17 protein-coding genes are annotated in these 18,164 nt (G+C 63.7%); 1 reads left to right on the top strand and 16 read right to left on the bottom strand.

Going from position 1 to position 18,164, the window contains the following annotated elements; all coding sequences use genetic code 11:
• Positions 1 to 51: 51 nt before the first annotated feature.
• From pyrF to pyrR, 7 genes are read right to left on the bottom strand one after another with little or no spacing between them, the layout of a single operon-like run.
• The gene (gene pyrF / locus JMY29_RS10755) at positions 52 to 924 is read right to left on the bottom strand and encodes an orotidine-5'-phosphate decarboxylase (RefSeq protein ID WP_055975933.1); all 873 of its coding nucleotides are present in this window, start codon (positions 922 to 924) and stop codon (positions 52 to 54) included.
• The gene (gene carB, locus JMY29_RS10760) at positions 917 to 4,225 is read right to left on the bottom strand and encodes a carbamoyl-phosphate synthase large subunit (protein WP_018777728.1); all 3,309 of its coding nucleotides are present in this window, start codon (positions 4,223 to 4,225) and stop codon (positions 917 to 919) included. The genes pyrF and carB overlap by 8 nt, the downstream gene beginning before the upstream one ends.
• On the bottom strand, positions 4,225 to 5,469 hold the full coding sequence (gene carA / locus JMY29_RS10765) for a glutamine-hydrolyzing carbamoyl-phosphate synthase small subunit (protein ID WP_189075520.1): 1,245 nt from the start codon (positions 5,467 to 5,469) through the stop codon (positions 4,225 to 4,227). The genes carB and carA overlap by 1 nt, the downstream gene beginning before the upstream one ends.
• Positions 5,450 to 5,971: a PH-like domain-containing protein gene (locus JMY29_RS10770; RefSeq protein WP_018777730.1), complete on the bottom strand. Its 522-nt coding sequence runs from the start codon at positions 5,969 to 5,971 to the stop codon at positions 5,450 to 5,452. The genes carA and JMY29_RS10770 overlap by 20 nt, the downstream gene beginning before the upstream one ends.
• On the bottom strand, positions 5,971 to 7,293 hold the full coding sequence (locus JMY29_RS10775) for a dihydroorotase (RefSeq protein ID WP_189075519.1): 1,323 nt from the start codon (positions 7,291 to 7,293) through the stop codon (positions 5,971 to 5,973). Before JMY29_RS10775 ends, JMY29_RS10770 begins: the two co-directional genes overlap by 1 nt.
• Positions 7,293 to 8,321, bottom strand: coding sequence for an aspartate carbamoyltransferase catalytic subunit (locus JMY29_RS10780; protein ID WP_039241674.1), 1,029 nt, complete (start codon positions 8,319 to 8,321; stop codon positions 7,293 to 7,295). The genes JMY29_RS10775 and JMY29_RS10780 overlap by 1 nt, the downstream gene beginning before the upstream one ends.
• Positions 8,318 to 8,902, bottom strand: coding sequence for a bifunctional pyr operon transcriptional regulator/uracil phosphoribosyltransferase PyrR (pyrR, locus tag JMY29_RS10785; protein WP_018777733.1), 585 nt, complete (start codon positions 8,900 to 8,902; stop codon positions 8,318 to 8,320). Before pyrR ends, JMY29_RS10780 begins: the two co-directional genes overlap by 4 nt.
• 110 nt (positions 8,903 to 9,012) lie before the next feature.
• On the opposite strand from pyrR, the gene JMY29_RS10790 reads away from it, so the two are divergent.
• Positions 9,013 to 10,308, top strand: a complete 1,296-nt coding sequence (locus JMY29_RS10790) for a PrsW family intramembrane metalloprotease (protein WP_189075518.1) — start codon at positions 9,013 to 9,015, stop codon at positions 10,306 to 10,308.
• A 94-nt stretch (positions 10,309 to 10,402) separates the two neighbouring features.
• On the opposite strand, the gene nusB is transcribed toward JMY29_RS10790, so the two are convergent.
• From nusB to ruvX, 9 genes are all read right to left on the bottom strand, one after another.
• Positions 10,403 to 10,813: a transcription antitermination factor NusB gene (nusB, locus tag JMY29_RS10795; protein ID WP_018777735.1), complete on the bottom strand. Its 411-nt coding sequence runs from the start codon at positions 10,811 to 10,813 to the stop codon at positions 10,403 to 10,405.
• Positions 10,813 to 11,376 (bottom strand): elongation factor P, encoded by a 564-nt coding sequence (gene efp / locus JMY29_RS10800; RefSeq protein ID WP_011774957.1) that lies wholly within the window; start codon positions 11,374 to 11,376, stop codon positions 10,813 to 10,815. Before efp ends, nusB begins: the two co-directional genes overlap by 1 nt.
• Before the next feature lie 155 nt (positions 11,377 to 11,531).
• Positions 11,532 to 12,053, bottom strand: a complete 522-nt coding sequence (locus tag JMY29_RS10805) for a tetratricopeptide repeat protein (protein WP_018777736.1) — start codon at positions 12,051 to 12,053, stop codon at positions 11,532 to 11,534.
• Positions 12,050 to 13,141, bottom strand: a complete 1,092-nt coding sequence (gene aroB, locus JMY29_RS10810; protein ID WP_189075517.1) for a 3-dehydroquinate synthase — start codon at positions 13,139 to 13,141, stop codon at positions 12,050 to 12,052. The genes JMY29_RS10805 and aroB overlap by 4 nt, the downstream gene beginning before the upstream one ends.
• Positions 13,138 to 13,647, bottom strand: a complete 510-nt coding sequence (locus JMY29_RS10815) for a shikimate kinase (protein ID WP_055976085.1) — start codon at positions 13,645 to 13,647, stop codon at positions 13,138 to 13,140. Before JMY29_RS10815 ends, aroB begins: the two co-directional genes overlap by 4 nt.
• A 56-nt stretch (positions 13,648 to 13,703) precedes the next feature.
• The gene (gene aroC, locus JMY29_RS10820) at positions 13,704 to 14,903 is read right to left on the bottom strand and encodes a chorismate synthase (RefSeq protein WP_018777739.1); all 1,200 of its coding nucleotides are present in this window, start codon (positions 14,901 to 14,903) and stop codon (positions 13,704 to 13,706) included.
• Positions 14,904 to 14,929: 26 nt separating this feature from the next.
• The gene (locus tag JMY29_RS10825; protein WP_189075516.1) at positions 14,930 to 15,784 is read right to left on the bottom strand and encodes a shikimate dehydrogenase family protein; all 855 of its coding nucleotides are present in this window, start codon (positions 15,782 to 15,784) and stop codon (positions 14,930 to 14,932) included.
• On the bottom strand, positions 15,781 to 17,577 hold the full coding sequence (gene mltG / locus JMY29_RS10830; protein ID WP_189075515.1) for an endolytic transglycosylase MltG: 1,797 nt from the start codon (positions 17,575 to 17,577) through the stop codon (positions 15,781 to 15,783). The genes JMY29_RS10825 and mltG overlap by 4 nt, the downstream gene beginning before the upstream one ends.
• A complete protein-coding gene (gene ruvX / locus JMY29_RS10835) occupies positions 17,574 to 18,164 on the bottom strand; it encodes a Holliday junction resolvase RuvX (RefSeq protein ID WP_018777742.1) in 591 nt (196 codons plus the stop codon). Before ruvX ends, mltG begins: the two co-directional genes overlap by 4 nt.

An 18,164-nucleotide genomic window follows, 5' to 3' on the forward strand; every position in this document is an offset into this window, starting at 1 on the left:
TTATGGCCGGTAGTCAGGCCCATCATGGGCCAAAAGTGACCCCGCGTTGCCTTAGGAACGAAGCCCGGCCAGGGTCTCCCCGGCTGCGGCGCGCAAAGCCGGAATGGACGGACCTGCTGCCAGGATTCCCCGGCTGGAGGTGGCCAGGACCTGCGGATACGCGTCAGCGAAGGTCGCACGGAGGTCGGCAGGCGTCGCGCCCTGGGCTCCGAGTCCCGGCGCAAGGATAGCTCCGCGGACCGGGCCAAGCTCGATGCCCAGATCTGTCAGGGCCGAGCCGATAGTGGCACCGACCACCAGGCCCACCGATCCCAGTGCACCCTCATAACGCTGGTTCTCCGCAGCGGCTGCGGCCACGATCCTGCGGGCCACGGAGTGTTCGCCTCCGACGTGCTGAACCGACTTTCCCTCGGGGTTCGATGTCAGCGCAAGCACGAACACACCCCGGCCGTTCCGGGCTGCGAGATCCAGGGCGGGACGCAGCGACTCAAATCCCAGGTACGGACTCAACGTCACCGAATCCGCAGCCAACGACGACCCATCCCGCAGCCAGGCATCCGCATAGGCCGCCATGGTGGAACCGATATCGCCACGCTTGGCATCAGCAATGCTGAGCACCCCGGCGTCCGCTGAGGCCGCAAGCGTTCGTTCCAGGACAGCCATGCCGGCCGAACCGTGGCGTTCGTACAGCGCCACCTGCGGCTTCACCGCGGCAGCGAGGGAAGCCACCGCCTCAACCACCGAGAGCGAGAAGCGCTCCAGCCCCGCGACGTCGTCGTTCAAACCCCAGTCCGCCAGGAGCTGCGGGTGCGGATCAATCCCGACGCACAGCGGACCGCGGGAGGCCATGGCGGCAGCCAGCCGGGAGCCGAAAGACTCCCGGACCGGCTGCTGTGCCTGCTGTGATGCTGCAGTCTCAGGCATGTGCGGCTTCCATGGCTGCCGACAGGTTGGCTGCGTGCTCCTGCAGGCTGGTCACCGACCATTCATAGGTCCGCAGGGCCTCGATCGCCTGAACTGCCGCGTTGAACTCAGCAACGGTGGTGATGCATGGAATGCCGATGGAGGTCGCTGCGGCGCGGAGTTCGTATCCATCGCTGCGGGCTTCGCCACCGGAAGGCGTGTTGAAGACCATGTCGATCTCACCGGCGATGACGAGGTCCGCGATGGTTCCCTCACCTTCGGCGCTGCTTCCCTCGGCAACCTTGCGGACCGGAGTCGCCTGGATGCCGTTGCGGCGCAGGACGTCGGCGGTGCCACCGGTGGAGACGATCTCGAAGCCAAGGTCCGAGAGCCGCTTGACGCCCATGATCACCGAACGCTTGTCCCGGTTGGCCACGGAAACGAAGATCTTGCCTTCGGTAGGCAGCGCGTTGTTGGCTGCTGCCTGGCTCTTGGCGAAGGCGGTATCGAAGTGCTTGTCGATACCCATGACTTCACCGGTGGAGCGCATTTCCGGGCCGAGCAAGGAGTCGACGACCTTGCCTTCCGGCGTACGGAAGCGGCTGAACGGCAGCACGGCTTCCTTCACGGCAACCGGAGCATCCAGCGGCAGCGTTGAGCCGTCGCCGCTTTCCGGCAGCATCTTGTACGCGCTGCGGAGCTGGTTGATGGTGACGCCGGTACCGATCAAGGCAGCGGCCTTGGCCATCTGCACGCCCGTTGCCTTGGAGACGAACGGAACGGTACGGGAGGCGCGGGGGTTTGCTTCCAGGACGTACAGGACGTCGGAGGCAAGGGCGAACTGGATGTTGATGAGGCCACGTACGCCCACGCCTTCGGCGATCGCACGGGTTGCCGTCCGGACGCGCTCGATCACGTTGTTGCCAAGGGTGATCGGAGGCAGGACACACGCGGAGTCACCGGAGTGGATACCGGCCTCTTCGATGTGCTCCATGATGCCGCCGAGGTACATGTCGGTGCCGTCGAAGAGGGCATCGACATCGATCTCCACCGCGTCTTCAAGGAAGCGGTCGATCAAGACCGGGTGATCCGGGGTGATCTCGGTGGCGTTCGCGATGTAGCGGGAAAGGTTTGCTTCGTCGTAGACGATCTCCATGCCGCGGCCGCCCAGCACGTAGGACGGGCGGACCAGCACGGGGTAGCCGATTTCGTCGGCGATCTTCTTGGCGTCCTCGAAGGAAACGGCGGTGCCGTTCTTCGGGGAGGTCAGGCCGGCCTCGTCCAGGACCCGGGCGAAGGCGCCACGGTGTTCGGCGAGGTCGATCGCTTCCGGCGAGGTGCCCAGGATGGGAACACCTGCGTCGGCAAGCTGCTGTGCCAGCTTCAAGGGGGTTTGGCCGCCAAGCTGCACGAAGACGCCCATGACGCCGCCCGTGCGCTCCTCCGCAGCGATGACCTCGAGGACGTCCTCAAGGGTCAGCGGTTCGAAGTACAGACGCGTGGAAACGTCGTAGTCCGTGGACACAGTCTCCGGGTTGCAGTTGACCATGACGGTCTCGTAGCCGGCCTTGCGCAAGGCCATGGAAGCGTGGACGCAGGAGTAGTCGAACTCGATGCCCTGGCCGATGCGGTTGGGGCCGGAGCCGAGGATGATGACGGAGGGCTTGGAGTGCAGGCCTACTTCGTCCTCCTCATCGTAGGAGGAGTAGTGGTACGGGGTGTAGGCGGCGAATTCGGCGGCGCAGGTGTCCACCGTCTTGTAGACCGGGCGGATGCCCAGGGCCTGGCGAACACCGCGGACCACGGCCTCGTTGTTGTGCGTCAAGGCACCGATCTGCTCGTCGGAGAAGCCGTGGCGCTTGGCGTTGCGCAGCATTTCCTCGGTGAGAACGCCGGCCTTGCGGATTTCCTGGGCAGTCTCATTGAGCAGCTGGAGCTGGTCCAGGAACCAGGGGTCGATCTTGGTGGCTTCGAAAAGGTCCTCAACGGTGGCACCGCCAAGGAGGGCCCGCTGTACCTGGTGCAGACGCTCCGTGGTAGGCCGCTTGGCCTTCTCGATGAGCTCTGCCACTTCGTATTCCGGGACCGAGCTGAAGTCCAGCTGGGAGCCCTTCTGCTCCAATGAACGCAGGGCCTTCTGCAGGGCCTCGGTGAAGTTGCGTCCCATGGCCATCGCTTCGCCCACCGACTTCATGGTGGTGGTCAGCGTGTTGTCTGCTGCCGGGAACTTCTCGAAAGCGAAGCGCGGAACCTTGACAACCACGTAGTCAAGGGTCGGCTCGAAGGAAGCCGGGGTCTTCTGGGTGATGTCGTTCGGAATCTCGTCCAGGGTGTATCCCAGGGAGAGCTTCGTGGCGATCTTGGCGATGGCAAAACCGGTTGCCTTCGAGGCCAGCGCCGAAGAGCGGGAAACGCGCGGGTTCATTTCGATGACCACCACACGGCCCGTGGCGGGGTCGATGGCGAACTGGATGTTGCAGCCACCGGTGTCGACGCCGACTTCGCGGATAACCGCGATGGAGACGTCGCGCAGCTTCTGGTACTCGCGGTCCGTCAGGGTCAGGGCAGGAGCAACCGTGATGGAGTCGCCGGTGTGCACACCGACGGGGTCGAAGTTCTCGATGGAACAGACGACAACGACGTTGTCGTTCTTGTCGCGCATCATCTCGAGTTCGTATTCTTTCCAGCCAAGGATGCTCTCCTCAAGCAGGACCTCGGTGGTGGGGCTGTACTGGAGGCCCTGGCCGACGATGCGGCGGAGGTCGTCCTCGTTGTACGCGAGGCCGGAACCCAGCCCGCCCATGGTGAAGGACGGCCGGACCACCATGGGGTAGCCCAGGTCTTCGGCTGCCTTGAAGGCTTCATCCATGGTGTGGATGATGTGGCTGCGTGCCGACTCGGCGCCGCAACGCTCCACGACGCCCTTGAACTTCTCGCGGTCCTCGCCGAGTTCGATGGCGGCGATGTTGGCACCGATGAGTTCGACGTTGTACTTCTCCAGTACCCCGTTCTTATCCAGGGCGATGGCCGTGTTCAGGGCCGTCTGGCCACCAAGGGTGGGCAGGATGGCGTCCGGGCGCTCCTTGGCGATGATCTTCTCCACCACCTCAGGGGTGATGGGTTCAACGTAGGTGGCATCGGCGAACTCGGGGTCCGTCATGATGGTGGCCGGGTTCGAGTTGACCAGGATGACCCGGAGGCCCTCCTCCTTCAGGACCCGGAGGGCCTGGGTGCCGGAGTAGTCGAACTCGGCCGCCTGGCCAATGACGATGGGACCGGAACCGATGACAAGGACGCTCTTGAGATCTGTACGCTTGGGCATTACTTCTTGTCCTCAGTCTTGGAGTCGTTGTTCTTTGCGGGAGCGGCGGCTTTGGTATCGGCCATGAGGTCGATGAAGCGGTCGAAGAGGTACGCGGCGTCGTGCGGGCCGGCGGCAGCCTCCGGGTGGTACTGGACCGAGAAGGCCGGGATGTCGAGGCAGGCAAGGCCTTCGACGACGTCGTCGTTCAGCGAGACGTGGCTGACCTCCACACGGCCGTAACGCTCCTCCGGCGCCACCGTGGATCCGTTCAGCGGCGCGTCCACTGCGAAGCCGTGGTTCTGGGAGGTGATTTCCACCTTCCCTGTACGGCGGTCCATCACGGGCTGGTTGATGCCGCGGTGGCCATAGCGGAGCTTGTACGTGCCAAAGCCCAGGGCGCGGCCCAGGATCTGGTTGCCGAAGCAGATTCCGAAGTACGGCAGCTTCTCGTCCAGCACCGAACGCAGCAGGGAAACCTGGTGGTCGGCAGTGGCGGGGTCGCCGGGGCCGTTGGACATGAAGAAGCCATCGGGCTTGACCGCGTTCACGTCCTCAAGCGTGGACGTGGCAGGCAGGACGTGCACGCGCACGCCGCGCTCGGCGAAACGCACGGGAGTCATTGCCTTGATGCCGAGGTCCACAGCGGCGATGGAGAAGCGGGGTTCGCCTTCCCAGCCGTGGTCCTTGGGTTCGACCACGTAGGCCTCGTCGATGGAGACTTCCTCGGCAAGGGCTGCGCCCTCCATGGGCGCGCTGGCCAGGACGGCGTCCAACAATTCCTTGTCGGTGGCCCGGGCGGCCTCGCCGGAGAAGATACCGGCCCGCATGGTCTTGTGCTCGCGGAGGTGGCGCGTGATGGCACGGGTGTCCACGCCCTGGATGCCCACGATGCCCTGTTCGACGAGTTCCTCGTCCAGGCTTCGCTCCGAGCGCCAGTTGGAAGGCCGGCGCGCGGCATCACGGACAATGTACCCGGCCACCCAGATGCGGCGGGATTCAGCGTCTTCGCTGTTAACCCCGGTGTTGCCGATGTGCGGCGCAGTCTGGACGACCAACTGGCGGGCGTACGAGGGGTCGGTGATGGTCTCCTGGTAGCCGGTCATGCCGGTGGCGAAGACGGCCTCTCCCAGTGCGGTTCCCTGGGCGCCGTAGCTGCGGCCGCGGAACATGCGGCCGTCTTCGAGCACCAGTACTGCTGCGGAGGGGGTGGTTTTGGTGGCTGTGTTACTTTCCGTCACTTTATTACTTTCCACTATCGGCATCTGCCTGAGGGGCTGCGGAGATCAATTCCTGGAGGGCTTCAAGGAGGAGCTTCTTGTCGGCTGAGTGCCGGGACCGGAATCCGGTATCGAGTTCCCGGGCGCCAAGCCTCCAGCTGATGACAAGGAGGCCGTCTTTTTCGACGAACTTCCCGGCCATGCCGTTGGCTTCGCGGCTGTCCACGAGGGACCGCCGCGGGATGAAGACGGGGGCGGCACCGGAGCGGTCGAACAACACGCCTTCGGCGTGGATGCTCAGTTCCGCGTTGGTCCGGATGCCCAGGCCCTGGGCCGCTATGCGGTCGAGCCAGTCGCCCGCCGTCGTGGTGGTCACGTACTGGCCATCAGCGACGACGCTCGCGGGCGTCAGCTGTTCCGGCACCGCAGGCAGACGTTCGACGTCGGCTTGTCGCCTCAGCCGGTTCCGCCACCCGAGCCAGATCATCACCAGTACGGCAACGATCAGCGGCACCGTGGTGAGCACAGTCAATGTCTGGTTGCTCATCAGTTGCTGACTGCCGGGTGCTGGTAGGGCGTGTTGAGCCGGCCGTCGAGGACCGTGGGGTGGCCCTTGAAGAAGGTAGCCACCACGGATCCGGGCAGCTCTTTGCCCTTGAACGGTGAATTGCGGCCCATGGTTGCCATCTTATGGGGGTCGACCGTCCAACGCGCAGCCGGGTCCACCAGGATGACGTTGGCCGGCTCGCCAACTTCCAGCGGACGGCCTTGGTCGGCCACGCGGCCGATGACGGCGGGGGTGAACGAGGTGACCCTGGCGAAGTCGGCCCAGGTCATGAGGCCGGTTTCGATCATGGTTTCCTGAACCACCGAGAGCGCGGTTTCAAGGCCCGTCATGCCCATGGCCGCCTGCGCCCACTCGCACTCCTTGTGCTCGCTGGGGTGCGGGGCGTGGTCGGTTCCGACGACGTCGATGGTGCCGTCGGCCAGTCCTTCACGCAGGGCCTGCACATCGGCGTCCGTGCGCAGCGGCGGGTTGACCTTGTAGACCGGGTCGTAGCTGCGGACCAATTCGTCCGTCAGGAGCAAGTGGTGCGGGGTCACTTCGGCGGTGACGTTGATGCCACGGGTCTTCGCCCAGCGCACGATCTCAACAGACCCGGCAGTGGAAACGTGGCACACATGCAGCCGGGACCCGACGTGCTGGGTAAGCAGGACGTCACGGGCAATGATGCTTTCCTCGGCAACGGCAGGCCAGCCGGTCAGTCCCAGGACTGCGGAGACTGTGCCCTCGTTCATCTGTGCCCCGGCGGTAAGGCGGGGTTCCTGCGCGTGCTGGGCCACGACGCCGTCGAACGCTTTGACGTACTCAAGTGCGCGGCGCATGAGTACCGGGTCGTGAACGCAGATGCCGTCGTCGGAGAACATCCGCACCTGCGCGCGGGAGTCGGCCATGGCGCCAAGCTCGGCGAGCTGCTCGCCGGCCAAACCCACGGTGACTGCGCCGACGGGACGCACATCGACCCAGCCGGACGCACGGCCCAGGCTGTGGACCTGCTCGACGACACCGGCGGTGTCAGCCACGGGGTTGCTGTTGGCCATGGCGTGGACGGCCGTAAAGCCACCGAGGGCAGCAGCCCGGGTGCCGGTCTCCACTGTTTCGGCGTCCTCGCGACCGGGTTCACGCAGGTGCGTGTGGACGTCCACCATGCCCGGCAGGGCCACCAGGCCCTTGCCGTCGATCACGGTGGCGCCCTCATCGGAAAGGTCCGCACCCCGGGCGGCAATTACGCCGTCGCGGATCAGCAGGTCCTGGGCCTCGCCACCGAGGACGGCGGCCCCGCGGATCAAGTAAGTGTTCTCGGCCATCAGTTGCTCTCCTTGCTGGACGGGCTTGCGAAAGCCGGTGTGACAATGTTCAGTGGGGCTGCTTCGCGGGTATCCCCGGACAGCAGCAGGTACAGGGCCGCCATGCGGACCGAAACGCCGTTTCGTACCTGCGCAAGCACAGTGGAACGGGGCGAGTCGGCGGCGGCGGATGAAATCTCCAGGCCACGGTTCATGGGGCCGGGGTGCATGATGATGGTGTCCTTCATGCCCAGGTCATCCAAAGCGCGGAGGCGGGCGTCGTCGAAGCCCCAGCGGCGCGAATATTCACGGGTGGACGGGAAGAACGAGGCGTTCATCCGCTCACCCTGGACGCGCAGCATCATCATGGCGTCAATACCGGACTCGAGCGTTTCGTCCAGGTTGTAGCTGACCTTGCAGGGCCAGTGCTCGACGCCGATGGGCAGCAGGGTGGGTGGCGCAACCAAGGTGACCTCGGCACCCAGGGTCTTCAGCAGCCAGACGTTGGAGCGGGCCACGCGCGAGTGCAGCACGTCCCCCGCAATGGCGACCCGCATGCCTGCCAGGTCCGCTCCCGTCGATGCGACTCCGTTGAGCTTCGACCAGTGCCTGCGCATGGTGAAGGCGTCCAAAAGTGCCTGCGTCGGGTGCTCGTGAGTACCGTCGCCGGCGTTGATTACCGCGGCATCGATCCAGTCCGTAGCGGCCAGGCGGTGCGGCGCGCCCGAAGCCCAGTGGCGGATGACGACGGCGTCCGCGCCCATGGCCGCGAGGGTCTGCGCGGTGTCCTTGAGGGACTCGCCCTTGGATACGGAGGATCCCTTGGCTGCGAAGTTGATGACATCGGCGGACAAGCGCTTGGCCGCCGCTTCAAAGGAGATCCGGGTTCGCGTGGAGTCCTCGAAGAATAGGTTCACTACGGTGCGGCCCCGGAGCGCGGGGAGCTTCTTGACCTCGCGGTCCCCCACTGCGGACATCTCTTCCGCGGTGTCCAGGATGCGGATGGCGTCGGATGCGACCAGGTTTTCCGTGGAAAGAAGGTGCTTCACTTGCCCGCCTCGATTACTACCTCGTTGACGGGTGTGCCATCTACGGAATCAGTTTCCTCGAGGTGTACCCGGACTTTTTCCGCAGAGGAGGTCGGCAGGTTCTTACCCACGTGGTCGGCGCGGATGGGAAGTTCGCGGTGGCCCCTGTCCACCAGGACCGCAAGGCGGACGATGCGTGGACGGCCGAGATCGACAAGGGCGTCCAGGGCTGCACGGATGGTGCGTCCCGAGTAGAGGACGTCGTCAATGAGCACAACAACCTTGTTGTCGATGCCGGACAGCGGAAGCCGGGTGTGGTGCGGAGGCCGGGTGGGCTGGTGGGAGAGGTCGTCACGGAACATGGTGACGTCCAGCTGGCCGACAATGGCCCCGGCGTTAACCGTGGGGTCGGCTGCGGCGATCTTATTGGCGAGCCGCACGGCCAGCGGATAACCGCGGCTGGGAATGCCCAACAGAACCAGGTCCTGCGAGCCTTTGTTGGCTTCGAGGATCTCGTGGGCGATACGAGTAAGCGCACGATCGATATCCGCCTGGTTGAGGACAACCCGCGACGGCACGTGCGCAGAAGTGACTTCAGTCATCGCTCGTCTCCCCTTTCCCCGCCTCACGGGACGGAATTAAAAAAGGAATATTTGCTCTCCAAAAGTATCACAGCGGCCATGGGACGACCGCGCGGGTCCTTGGCAGGTGGGTGAGTTTAAGCTCACATTTCCGAGCGTGGAATAGGCTCTTTCCCATGAGCATGAACCAGCCCGGTCAGCACGGCGGACATCCTTATCCAAGGCCTTACCTGGAGCCAGGTGCCAACCCCACGTGGATCGGTCGCGTTCAGCCGCGAAACTACCAGGCAGCCCCGGGAAACCCGGCGTCCCTGCCACAGCAAAACTGGGCCACGCCACCGGCACGGCCTGCACGCCGGAGCTGGGGCACCCTTCCCTTGCTGATCGTCGGCACCGTCCTGGTCCTGGGTAGTCTTCTGTTGGTGGTGCCGTTCCTCTTGGGAAATACGGGGATCGCAGGGTTCATCGTCGGCTTCCTGGTCTCATTGATCCCACTGTCCATCGTCCTGTTGACGGTGCGCGTCATAGACCGGTGGGAGCCCGAACCGCCGCGGCTGCTCTGGTTCGCCTTTACGTGGGGTGCGGCCGTTTCCATAGCCGGTACGCTGTTGATCCAACCGCTTTTCGCGCTTGCCGCTCCCACCGGGAGCGAAGAGGCCTTCGCCTATTTCATGGCGACGGTCCAGGCCCCGATCGTGGAGGAATTCACGAAGTCACTGGGACTTCTGGTCCTGATCCTGGCAGCCCGCAAGTACTTCGACGGTCCCGTGGATGGCGTGGTGTTCGCGTTCACCATTGCGGCGGGGTTCGCTTTCACTGAGAACATCCTCTACTTCGGGCGTGAAATCGCCTCTTCCACTGATCCCGGGACCGATTTGGTACGCATTTTCATCCTTCGTGGCGTCATGTCTCCCTTTGCCCACGCAGTATTCACGGGCACGACCGGTTTGATCATGGGATTCGCTGCCAGGAAATGGCACTCAGGATATGCGGTCCTGGCCTTCTTCATCGGCCTGCTGCCGGCAATGTTCCTGCACAACCGCTGGAACAGCATGGGGCAGAACTTCCTGGTGGAGTACTTCGCAGTGCAGGTACCAATCTTCCTGGTTGCCGTCGTCGGCGTGATCCTGCTTCGCGTCGCCGAGGGAAAGCTGACCCGTCAACGGCTTCTGGAATACGCCCGCGCCGGCTGGTTCACGCCGGCAGAGGTGGAGATGCTGGCTACCTCCCGGGGCAGGCGCCAGGCACTTCGCTGGGCTGCATCGAGGGGCCGGGGCGGGCAGATGAGGGCATTCATCAAGGGGGCAACCGCGTTGGCTTTCACACGCCAACGGATACTCAGTGGCCGCGACGTCCCCGTGCACCAACACGACGAAATCGAACACCTCCGGCTCATCCCCGCACTGAGGGCCGCTGTCCTCCAGTAGGTCCCGGGGCAGTTCCGGTACTTGCCCGAAAAAATGGACCCTCCTCTCCGGTTTTCCGGGGAGGAGGGTCCATTTTCGAATACTGTCCTACCGGCTAGGCCAGCAGCGACGGCTTGAGCTTCTGCAGACGGCCCAGCAAGCCATTGATGAAGGCCGGGGACTCATCAGTGGACATCGTCTTGGCGAGGGCCACGGCTTCGCTTACGGCCACTCCGTCCGGAACTTCATCATTGTAGAGAAGTTCCCACGCACCGATACGAAGAATGATGCGGTCAACGGAGGGCATGCGCTCCAAGGTCCAGCCTTGTGCGTAGGTCTCCAGGAACTCATCAATGGTTGCCTGCATGGAGACAACACCCTCCACTATTTCCACCGTGTAGGGGTTGATGACGAGGTCTGTCTTCTCCCGACGCGCTGTCATTGCATCGAAAGCCGAAACTGAGCGCTGCTCCGCTTCGAAAAGTACTTCCAAGGCCCTGCTACGGGCTTTACCGCGTGCGCTCACTAGTCGTTGACCCGGCCCAGGTAGCTGCCATCGCGGGTGTCGACCTTGACCTTGGTTCCCTGCTCAACGAACAGCGGCACCTGGATCTCGTAGCCGGTTTCCACCGTAGCCGGCTTGGTTCCGGCGGAGGAGCGGTCGCCCTGCAGGCCGGGCTCGGTGTAGGTGATTTCGAGAACGACACTCGGGGGCAGCTCGATGTACAGCGGAGTGCCTTCGTGGATGGCGATGTTCACCATCTGGTTCTCGAGCATGAAGTTGGTGGCGTCGCCGACTGTTGCACCGGAAACGGTGATCTGGTCGTAGTCCTGGGTGTCCATGAAGACGAAGTCTTCGCCATCCTGGTACAGGTACTGGTAGTCGCGGCGGTCAACCGTTGCGGTTTCGATCTTCAGGCCGGCGTTGAAGGTCTTGTCGACCACCTTGCCGGACATGACGTTGCGCATTTTGGTGCGGACAAAGGCACCGCCCTTGCCCGGCTTGACGTGCTGGAACTCGATGATGTTCCAGAGTTGGCCCTCGAGCTTCAGTACGGTCCCGTTCTTGATGTCGTTTGTGGTTGCCACTCGTATCCTCTGGTTAATCGCACTGGTTCTAGCTGCCAGCTATCTATGCCAAGCAGGCGTGCCTTTCGGCGCGCCAGCGCGTATTTATCAAAAATCCAAAAACCATTCTACCGGCAAATGCGGCATGACCTTGCGGGCAGCGTTACAGGCAGCTCTCAGGAAGCAACTTCCAGGACATCCCGGGCCCGTTGCAGGGCCACAGCGGACGAGTAGATCAGTGCCGCATCGGCGGCCATGGCCACCCTCAGGTCAAGTGCCCTGGAGAACTCCTCGGCTGCGGCCAACGCGTTGCCGCCCACGAAGTAGGCGCGGCCAAGATACTGGCGTACTACTGCTTCCTTGGACGTTCCCTGGACCTCGTGCAGCAGGTGGCGGAACAGTTGGACGGCACGGTCATGGCGGTTGGTGGCACGGTGGACTTCGGCCTCAAAGATCCTGAGCCGGAAGGACTCAGGATCCTTATAGCGGGCCTCTGCCAGAAGTTCAGCTGCCTCTTTTGGCTGGTTTTCAAGCAGGAGGGCCATGATCCGGTCCGCGGGATCATCCGAAGCCGCGAGAGCAGTCTCCATGACTTCCTCATTGACCACCACGGGCAGGAGTGTGTCCGGGTTCATCCGGACACCGGGGAACCCGGCTGTTGGCCAGTCACTGACCCCTTCGCGCAAGGCAATCGTCATGATGCGATCTCCTGATAGGCAGCAAAGAGAAGGGAAGTATCGGGGACATCCAGGATGCCGGGCTTGGCCACTCCGTCGAGGACGACAAAGCGGAGGAGGTCACCACGGGACTTTTTATCCCGGCGCATACCGTCCAGCAAACCCTGCCAGCGGTCCCTTCGGTAGGTAATGGGCAGGCCAAGGCTTTCGAGGATGGTGCGGTGCCGGTCGGCATCGGCATCCGACAGACGGCCGACACTTCGGGACAACTCGGCAGCGAACATCATGCCCACGGCAACGGCAGCACCGTGGCGCCAGGAATACCGCTCCACCAGTTCGATGGCATGGCCAAGGGTGTGGCCGTAGTTCAGGATTTCGCGCAGGCCGGATTCCTTGAGGTCCTGGGATACGACATTGGCCTTGACAGCGATGGCGCGTTCAATGAGTTCGTGGACGACATCGGAACCGGGATCCATCACGGCGTCCGTGTTCTTCTCGATCAGTTCGAGGATCGCGGGATCGGCGATGAATCCGCATTTGATGACTTCCGCCATGCCGGAGATGAGCTCGTTCTTCGGCAAAGTCTGAAGAGTATCCAGATCGGCCAGGACGGCAGCCGGCGGGTGGAATGACCCCACGAGGTTCTTGCCCTCGGCGGTGTTGATGCCCGTCTTGCCTCCAACCGAGGCGTCCACCATTCCCAGGAGGCTCGTGGGCATGTGGATGACCTTGACACCGCGCAGCCAGGTGGCTGCCACGAAGCCCGCGAGATCGGTGACAGCGCCGCCGCCGACAGCCACAATGGCGTCCGAACGGGTGAAGTCATTCTGGCCCAGCACTTGCCAGCAGAACGCGGCAACCTGGATGTGCTTGCCTTCCTCCGCGTCCGGGATTTCGGCCGTAAGCGCGGTGAATCCGGCGCTCTCCAGCTCGTCGCGAACGGTGTCGCCCGTCAGCCGAAGGGCCCGCGGGTGGATGACCAGGACCCGTCGGACGCGTTCACCGAGTTTTTCGGGAAGGGTCTGCAACAGGCCACGGCCCACCACGACGTCGTAGTTTTCGTTGACTGACTGGCCGGTCACCTTGATGACAGTTGCTCCGTTGCTCACTTTTCAACTTCCTCTTTCAAGGCTGCATGCTGGCGCAGCCGTTCCTCCAAATGGAGGCCGATTTCCGCCACGGATCCTGAACGCACATCCATGACGATGTCTGCGAGCCGTTCGTAGACGGGACGCCTGGTGGCAAAGAGTGCTTCCCACCGGGCCATTGCGTCCCCCTGCAGCAAGGGCCTTCCCGTGTTTCGCGCGATCCGGTCCGCCACGGTTTCCGCGTCGCATTCCAGGTAAACCACGGTGCACTCCCCCAGCAGTTGCTGGGTTCCGGAATCAAGGACTGCTCCGCCGCCCAGGGAAATGATCGCTGGCTGTGCTTTGGCGGACTCGATCGATTTCGCCACTGCCCTGGCTTCGATTTCCCGGAAGGCGTGCTCGCCGCGTCCTGCGAAGATGTCCGCAATGCTCCCATGGGCAGCAACCACCACTGCGTCGGTGTCCACGAACGGAAGACCAAGCTGCTGGGCCAACTGCTGGCCTATGGCCGACTTGCCAACAGCCATGGGCCCCACCAAAACAACGGAACGGGCGGAGCAGCCATCCAGGACAAAGCGGACCACTACCGGCCGACCGAGTCCAAGGTGGCCGGAATGCTGTCAAGATAGCTTTGCAGGTTCCGCTGGGTCTCCGCCACGGAATCGCCACCGAACTTCTCGGCAACAGCCTCCGCGAGAACCAGGGCAACCATGGCTTCGGCAACGACACCGGCGGCGGGAACAGCACAAACATCGGAACGCTGGTGGTGCGCCTTGGCAGGCTCGCCCGTGCTCACGTCAATGGTGCGCAGTGCGCGCGGAACAGTAGCGATCGGTTTCATGGCTGCACGAACACGCAGCACTTCCCCGATACTCATGCCGCCTTCGATGCCACCGGCACGGTTGGTCTGGCGGACAATCCGGCCGTCGTCGTCCTTGACGATTTCATCGTGGGCTGCCGAGCCGCGGCGGGCAGCCGTAAGGAACCCGTCGCCGACTTCAACGCCCTTGATGGCCTGGATGCCCATAAGCGCAGCAGCAAGCCGCGAGTCAAGACGGCGGTCCCAGTGGACGTAGCTGCCCAGTCCGGGCGGCAGGCCGTACGCAAGTACTTCAACCACGCCACCGAGGGTTTCGCCTTCCTTGTGGGCTGCATCCACCTCGGCGACCATCGCGTTGGATGTCTCGCGGTCAAAACAACGAAGGGGGTCGGCGTCGAGGGCCAGCACGTCCCGGGGTCCGGGCAACGGCTTGCCTTCAGGAACGGTGACGCTGGCAATGGACACAGTGTGGCTCACCAGTTCCACGCCCAGCTGCTTCAGGAACTGCGCAGCGACGGTGCCGAGGGCAACGCGGGTGGCAGTCTCCCGTGCACTGGCGCGTTCAAGCACCGGACGGGCTTCGTCGAAGCCGTACTTCTGCATACCCGTGAAGTCCGCGTGCCCGGGGCGGGGACGGGTCAAAGGGGCGTTACGGGCCTGGTCGGCGAGGACCTCCGGGTCCACCGGATCGGCAGACATGATCTGCTCCCACTTGGGCCATTCGGTGTTTCCAACCTGGATGGCTACCGGCCCACCCTGGGTGAGCCCGTGCCGGACGCCACCCATGATGGTGACCTCGTCCTGTTCAAACTTCATGCGGGCGCCACGTCCGTAGCCGAGGCGGCGACGCGCCAGCGCGTCACGAATTTGCCCGCTGGTGAGTTCAACACCGGCAGGCACGCCTTCAACAATTCCGATCAGAGCCGGACCGTGGGATTCACCGGCAGTCAACCAACGCAACATATAACCAATCCTGCCATGTAGGGCCTCTAGAACACCCGCCGGGGAAGCCCGACTGAGTCGCACATCACATCTATGACGGCGGTATCAACGTCACAGCCGCTGAAGAGCCGTATCTGCTCTGCCGCCTGGTACATCAGCATCTCCAGCCCCGGGACTACCGCTCCCCCGTGGCCGCGCCAGGTTTCCGCAATGCGGCTTGGCCAAGGATCGTAGGCGACATCCAGCAGGACACCGGCCCCGGTTCCCGGCAGTGCCGCCAGTTCCTCTGCCAAATCGTCAGCGGCGCGGGGCGGGAAGGTCGATATCACCAGGTCCGTGCCCGCTACAGCCGTGGCGGCCTCCGTCAGCGGCCTGACGGAGAGGGAGATCCCGACGGCGGCCGCGGCGGCTTCGGCGTCACCGGCACGACCGGCGTCGCGGACGAAGACGTCCACGTGGTCCGCGCCAAGTTCATGGACGGCGGCGACCGCAGCAGCGGAAGTACCGCCACCACCGAGGATGGCGGCGTGCGGGGTGGTGGCAACGCCGGCATACCTGACCGACTCCACAATGCCCGCAACGTCGGTGTTGTATCCCGCCCGACGCACCGCGCCGCCGTCGTACTCGAAAACGACTGTGTTGATGACGCCCAACAGGGCGCCGGCGCCCCGGACCTCATCGACTTCACGGACCATGGCCGACTTCAGCGGCATGGTTACGGACAGGCCACACCAGGAGTCTTCTGCACGGAGCGATTCCATGAAGGCCGGAAGGCCGGCAACGGTGACATCGATGGCAGAGTACCCGATGTCCACACCCAGCTTGGCGTAGGCAGCAGTATGCAGCGCCGGAGACTTCGAGTGGGAGATCGGATGGCCAAGGACCGCAGCCCGACGACTCACACACACCGTCCCGCGTTGGCCTGGCACCATGCGTTGTATTGCTCAACATAGGTGTTGTGCTCAGCCAGCGTCTTGGAGAACTTGGTCTCCTTGGTATCCAGGTTGATCGTTACCCAGTACATGTAGTCGTTGGGCGTCGGCTTGGCCGCGGCATCGATCGCGGTCTTGCCCGGAGAACCGATGGGACCCACCGGCAGACCCACATTTGCGTACGTGTTGTACGGGTTGGACTTGTCAGCCTTTTCTTCTTCCGTGACATGGAAGGACTTCCTGCCCAGCCCGTAGGTTACCGTGGCGTCGGATTGGATGAGCCCGCTGGTTTCGACGTTGTTGGGCTTGAGCCTGTTGTAGATGGCGCCCGCGACGTTTCCGTAGTCCGCCTGTCCGCCCTCCGCCTGCACGATGCTGGCGATGGTCACGGTGTCGTACTGCTTGGCGGGATCGGTGATTCCCTGGGCTTTGAGTTCATCCAAGGTGGTGGTGACAAGCTTTTGGATGATGTCCTTGGCGGAAGTGCCGAGTTCAAAGCGATACTCCCCCGGTGCCAGGAAGCCTTCGAGGTTCTTGGCCTTGGCCGGAACGCCGAACTGTCCAGGAGCCTGGTTGAGGGCGTTGAGCTGCTCCATCGGAATGCCTGAGCCCTTGGAAATGGCTTCCAGGGACTCGGTGATACGCAATCCAGCGCTCAACGCGAAGTACATGACCTTGGACGTGTCCTTGTTCACCAGGACCGCAACGGCGTCCGAGTTCTTCATCTCGGTCCGGAACGTAAAGTCACCGGGCGACAACTCGCCGCCCTGGCTCGCGAACTCCTTGACGAACGAATCGGCGTCCGCCACAACATGTTTCTGCACGAGGTCGTTGGCTACAGCTTTGGGTCCAGAGCCTTGGGGCACCGTGACGACGACGGAACCCGTGCCGGGTCCCGGGTAGTCGGTAACCTTGTCCATTCCCAGCAACGGCTTCAGGAACTGCGCGCCAACGGCGATGGCAGCGACGAACACTCCCAGCGTCAGGAGGAGGGCAAGGACACGACGACGGCGGCGCGCCTTCTTCGCGGCGGCTTTGGCCGCCGCTGTGGTCACTGCAGGCGCCAACAGTTCGTGGGGATGATCGTCGTGGTGGAGTTCATCGTGGTGGAGCTCGTCGTGATGGAGTTCATCGTGATGGAGCTCATCCGGGTGAAGCCCGTCGTGAAAGCCATCATGGGCTGCTACGCCGTAGTGCGCGTCATGCTCGGCGTACTCATGGGCTTCGAGGGGTGACGCGGAATGCTCAGCGTGGACCAGTTCCCCTTCACCATGCCCGGCATGGGGGTGGTCGAACCCGTCATGGTCGATCGACCCAGGCTCATGGTCCGGCGCAGGCTCGTGGTCCGGCGCAGGCTCGTGGTCCGGTGCGTGTTCTTGGGGCGCAGGGGCTGCTTCGGGGGTGACCGGCGCGTGCACCACGTCATCATGCTCGACATTCCCGCGCTCATTCTGAAGCTCGGCTACCGGCTTCTGGGCGGGTACCGGCGGGGCGGCTGGAGCCGGAGGGTTGGCGGCAGGCGGGGCTGCAGATGCCGGCGGCGCTTCGGGGACGCGTGGAGCTGGAACAGCAGGAACGGGACGTGGAAGTTCCGCCTCTGTTTCGACCGACAAGGAATCTTCGCCGGGGGTCGCTTCGGGAACGGGTACGACGTTGTGGTTCTGCGTGGCGAGGAATCGTTCCCGCGCCCGCAGCTCTTTGCGGGTCAGCGGCATGCCGCCGCCGGCGGTACCGCTGGAGGGGTCGTTGTTGACCGGGCTCACAGTTGCAGTCCCCTCGTTGAAGTATCGGGTTCACTGCCTGAGGCAGCCTGCAGCGTTGGGGCACTGCTGGGCTTTTCGGACTCCGCCGGTGCCTGCACTCGGCGGCCGATGTCCGTTCCTCTGGCTTTTTGCATGTCGATCGCGTGCTGGAGTATTCCAGCAGCAGCAACCTGATCAACCACTTTACGGTGATTCCTGCTGCTCATGCCAGCTTCGTGCAGGTTGCGGTGTGCCGTAACAGTGGAAAGCCGCTCATCGACGAGGTTCACGGGAATGTCCAGACCGGCGCGGGCCAGCTCTTCCACAAGGAGCAATGCGTACTCGGCAGCCATGGCCGCGGAGCCCCGCTCCTCCCCCTTCATGGTGCGGGGAAGGCCGACAAATATTTGCACCGCAGGCAGCTCAGCGGCGTGTTTGACCACCAAACGGACATCGGAGTTCTTTTTGGCATCGCGCCCTACCGTCTTGAACGGCGTGGCGAGAATGCCGTCAGGATCGCACTGGGCAAGGCCGACCCTGACGGTACCGACGTCTACCCCCAGCTTGATACCCCGGGGGTAGACGTCATCGTTAGTACGGGCGGACAC

The sequence above is a fragment of the Paenarthrobacter nicotinovorans genome (assembly GCF_021919345.1).
In the GTDB taxonomy this organism is placed as follows: domain Bacteria; phylum Actinomycetota; class Actinomycetes; order Actinomycetales; family Micrococcaceae; genus Arthrobacter; species Arthrobacter nicotinovorans.

Bases quoted from the DNA above. Each gene is read 5' to 3' on its own strand.
- aroC (WP_018777739.1), bottom strand. From the start codon at position 14,903: ATGTTGCGTTGGTTGACTGCCGGTGAATCCCACGGTCCGGCTCTGATC.
- carA (WP_189075520.1), bottom strand. From the start codon at position 5,469: ATGCCGATAGTGGAAAGTAATAAAGTGACGGAAAGTAACACAGCCACC.
- carB (WP_018777728.1), bottom strand. From the start codon at position 4,225: ATGCCCAAGCGTACAGATCTCAAGAGCGTCCTTGTCATCGGTTCCGGT.
- JMY29_RS10805 (WP_018777736.1), bottom strand. From the start codon at position 12,053: ATGACGATTGCCTTGCGCGAAGGGGTCAGTGACTGGCCAACAGCCGGG.
- JMY29_RS10775 (WP_189075519.1), bottom strand. From the start codon at position 7,293: ATGGCCGAGAACACTTACTTGATCCGCGGGGCCGCCGTCCTCGGTGGC.
- pyrF (WP_055975933.1), bottom strand. From the start codon at position 924: ATGCCTGAGACTGCAGCATCACAGCAGGCACAGCAGCCGGTCCGGGAG.
- pyrR (WP_018777733.1), bottom strand. From the start codon at position 8,902: ATGACTGAAGTCACTTCTGCGCACGTGCCGTCGCGGGTTGTCCTCAAC.
- JMY29_RS10770 (WP_018777730.1), bottom strand. From the start codon at position 5,971: ATGAGCAACCAGACATTGACTGTGCTCACCACGGTGCCGCTGATCGTT.
- JMY29_RS10815 (WP_055976085.1), bottom strand. From the start codon at position 13,647: ATGGCTGTTGGCAAGTCGGCCATAGGCCAGCAGTTGGCCCAGCAGCTT.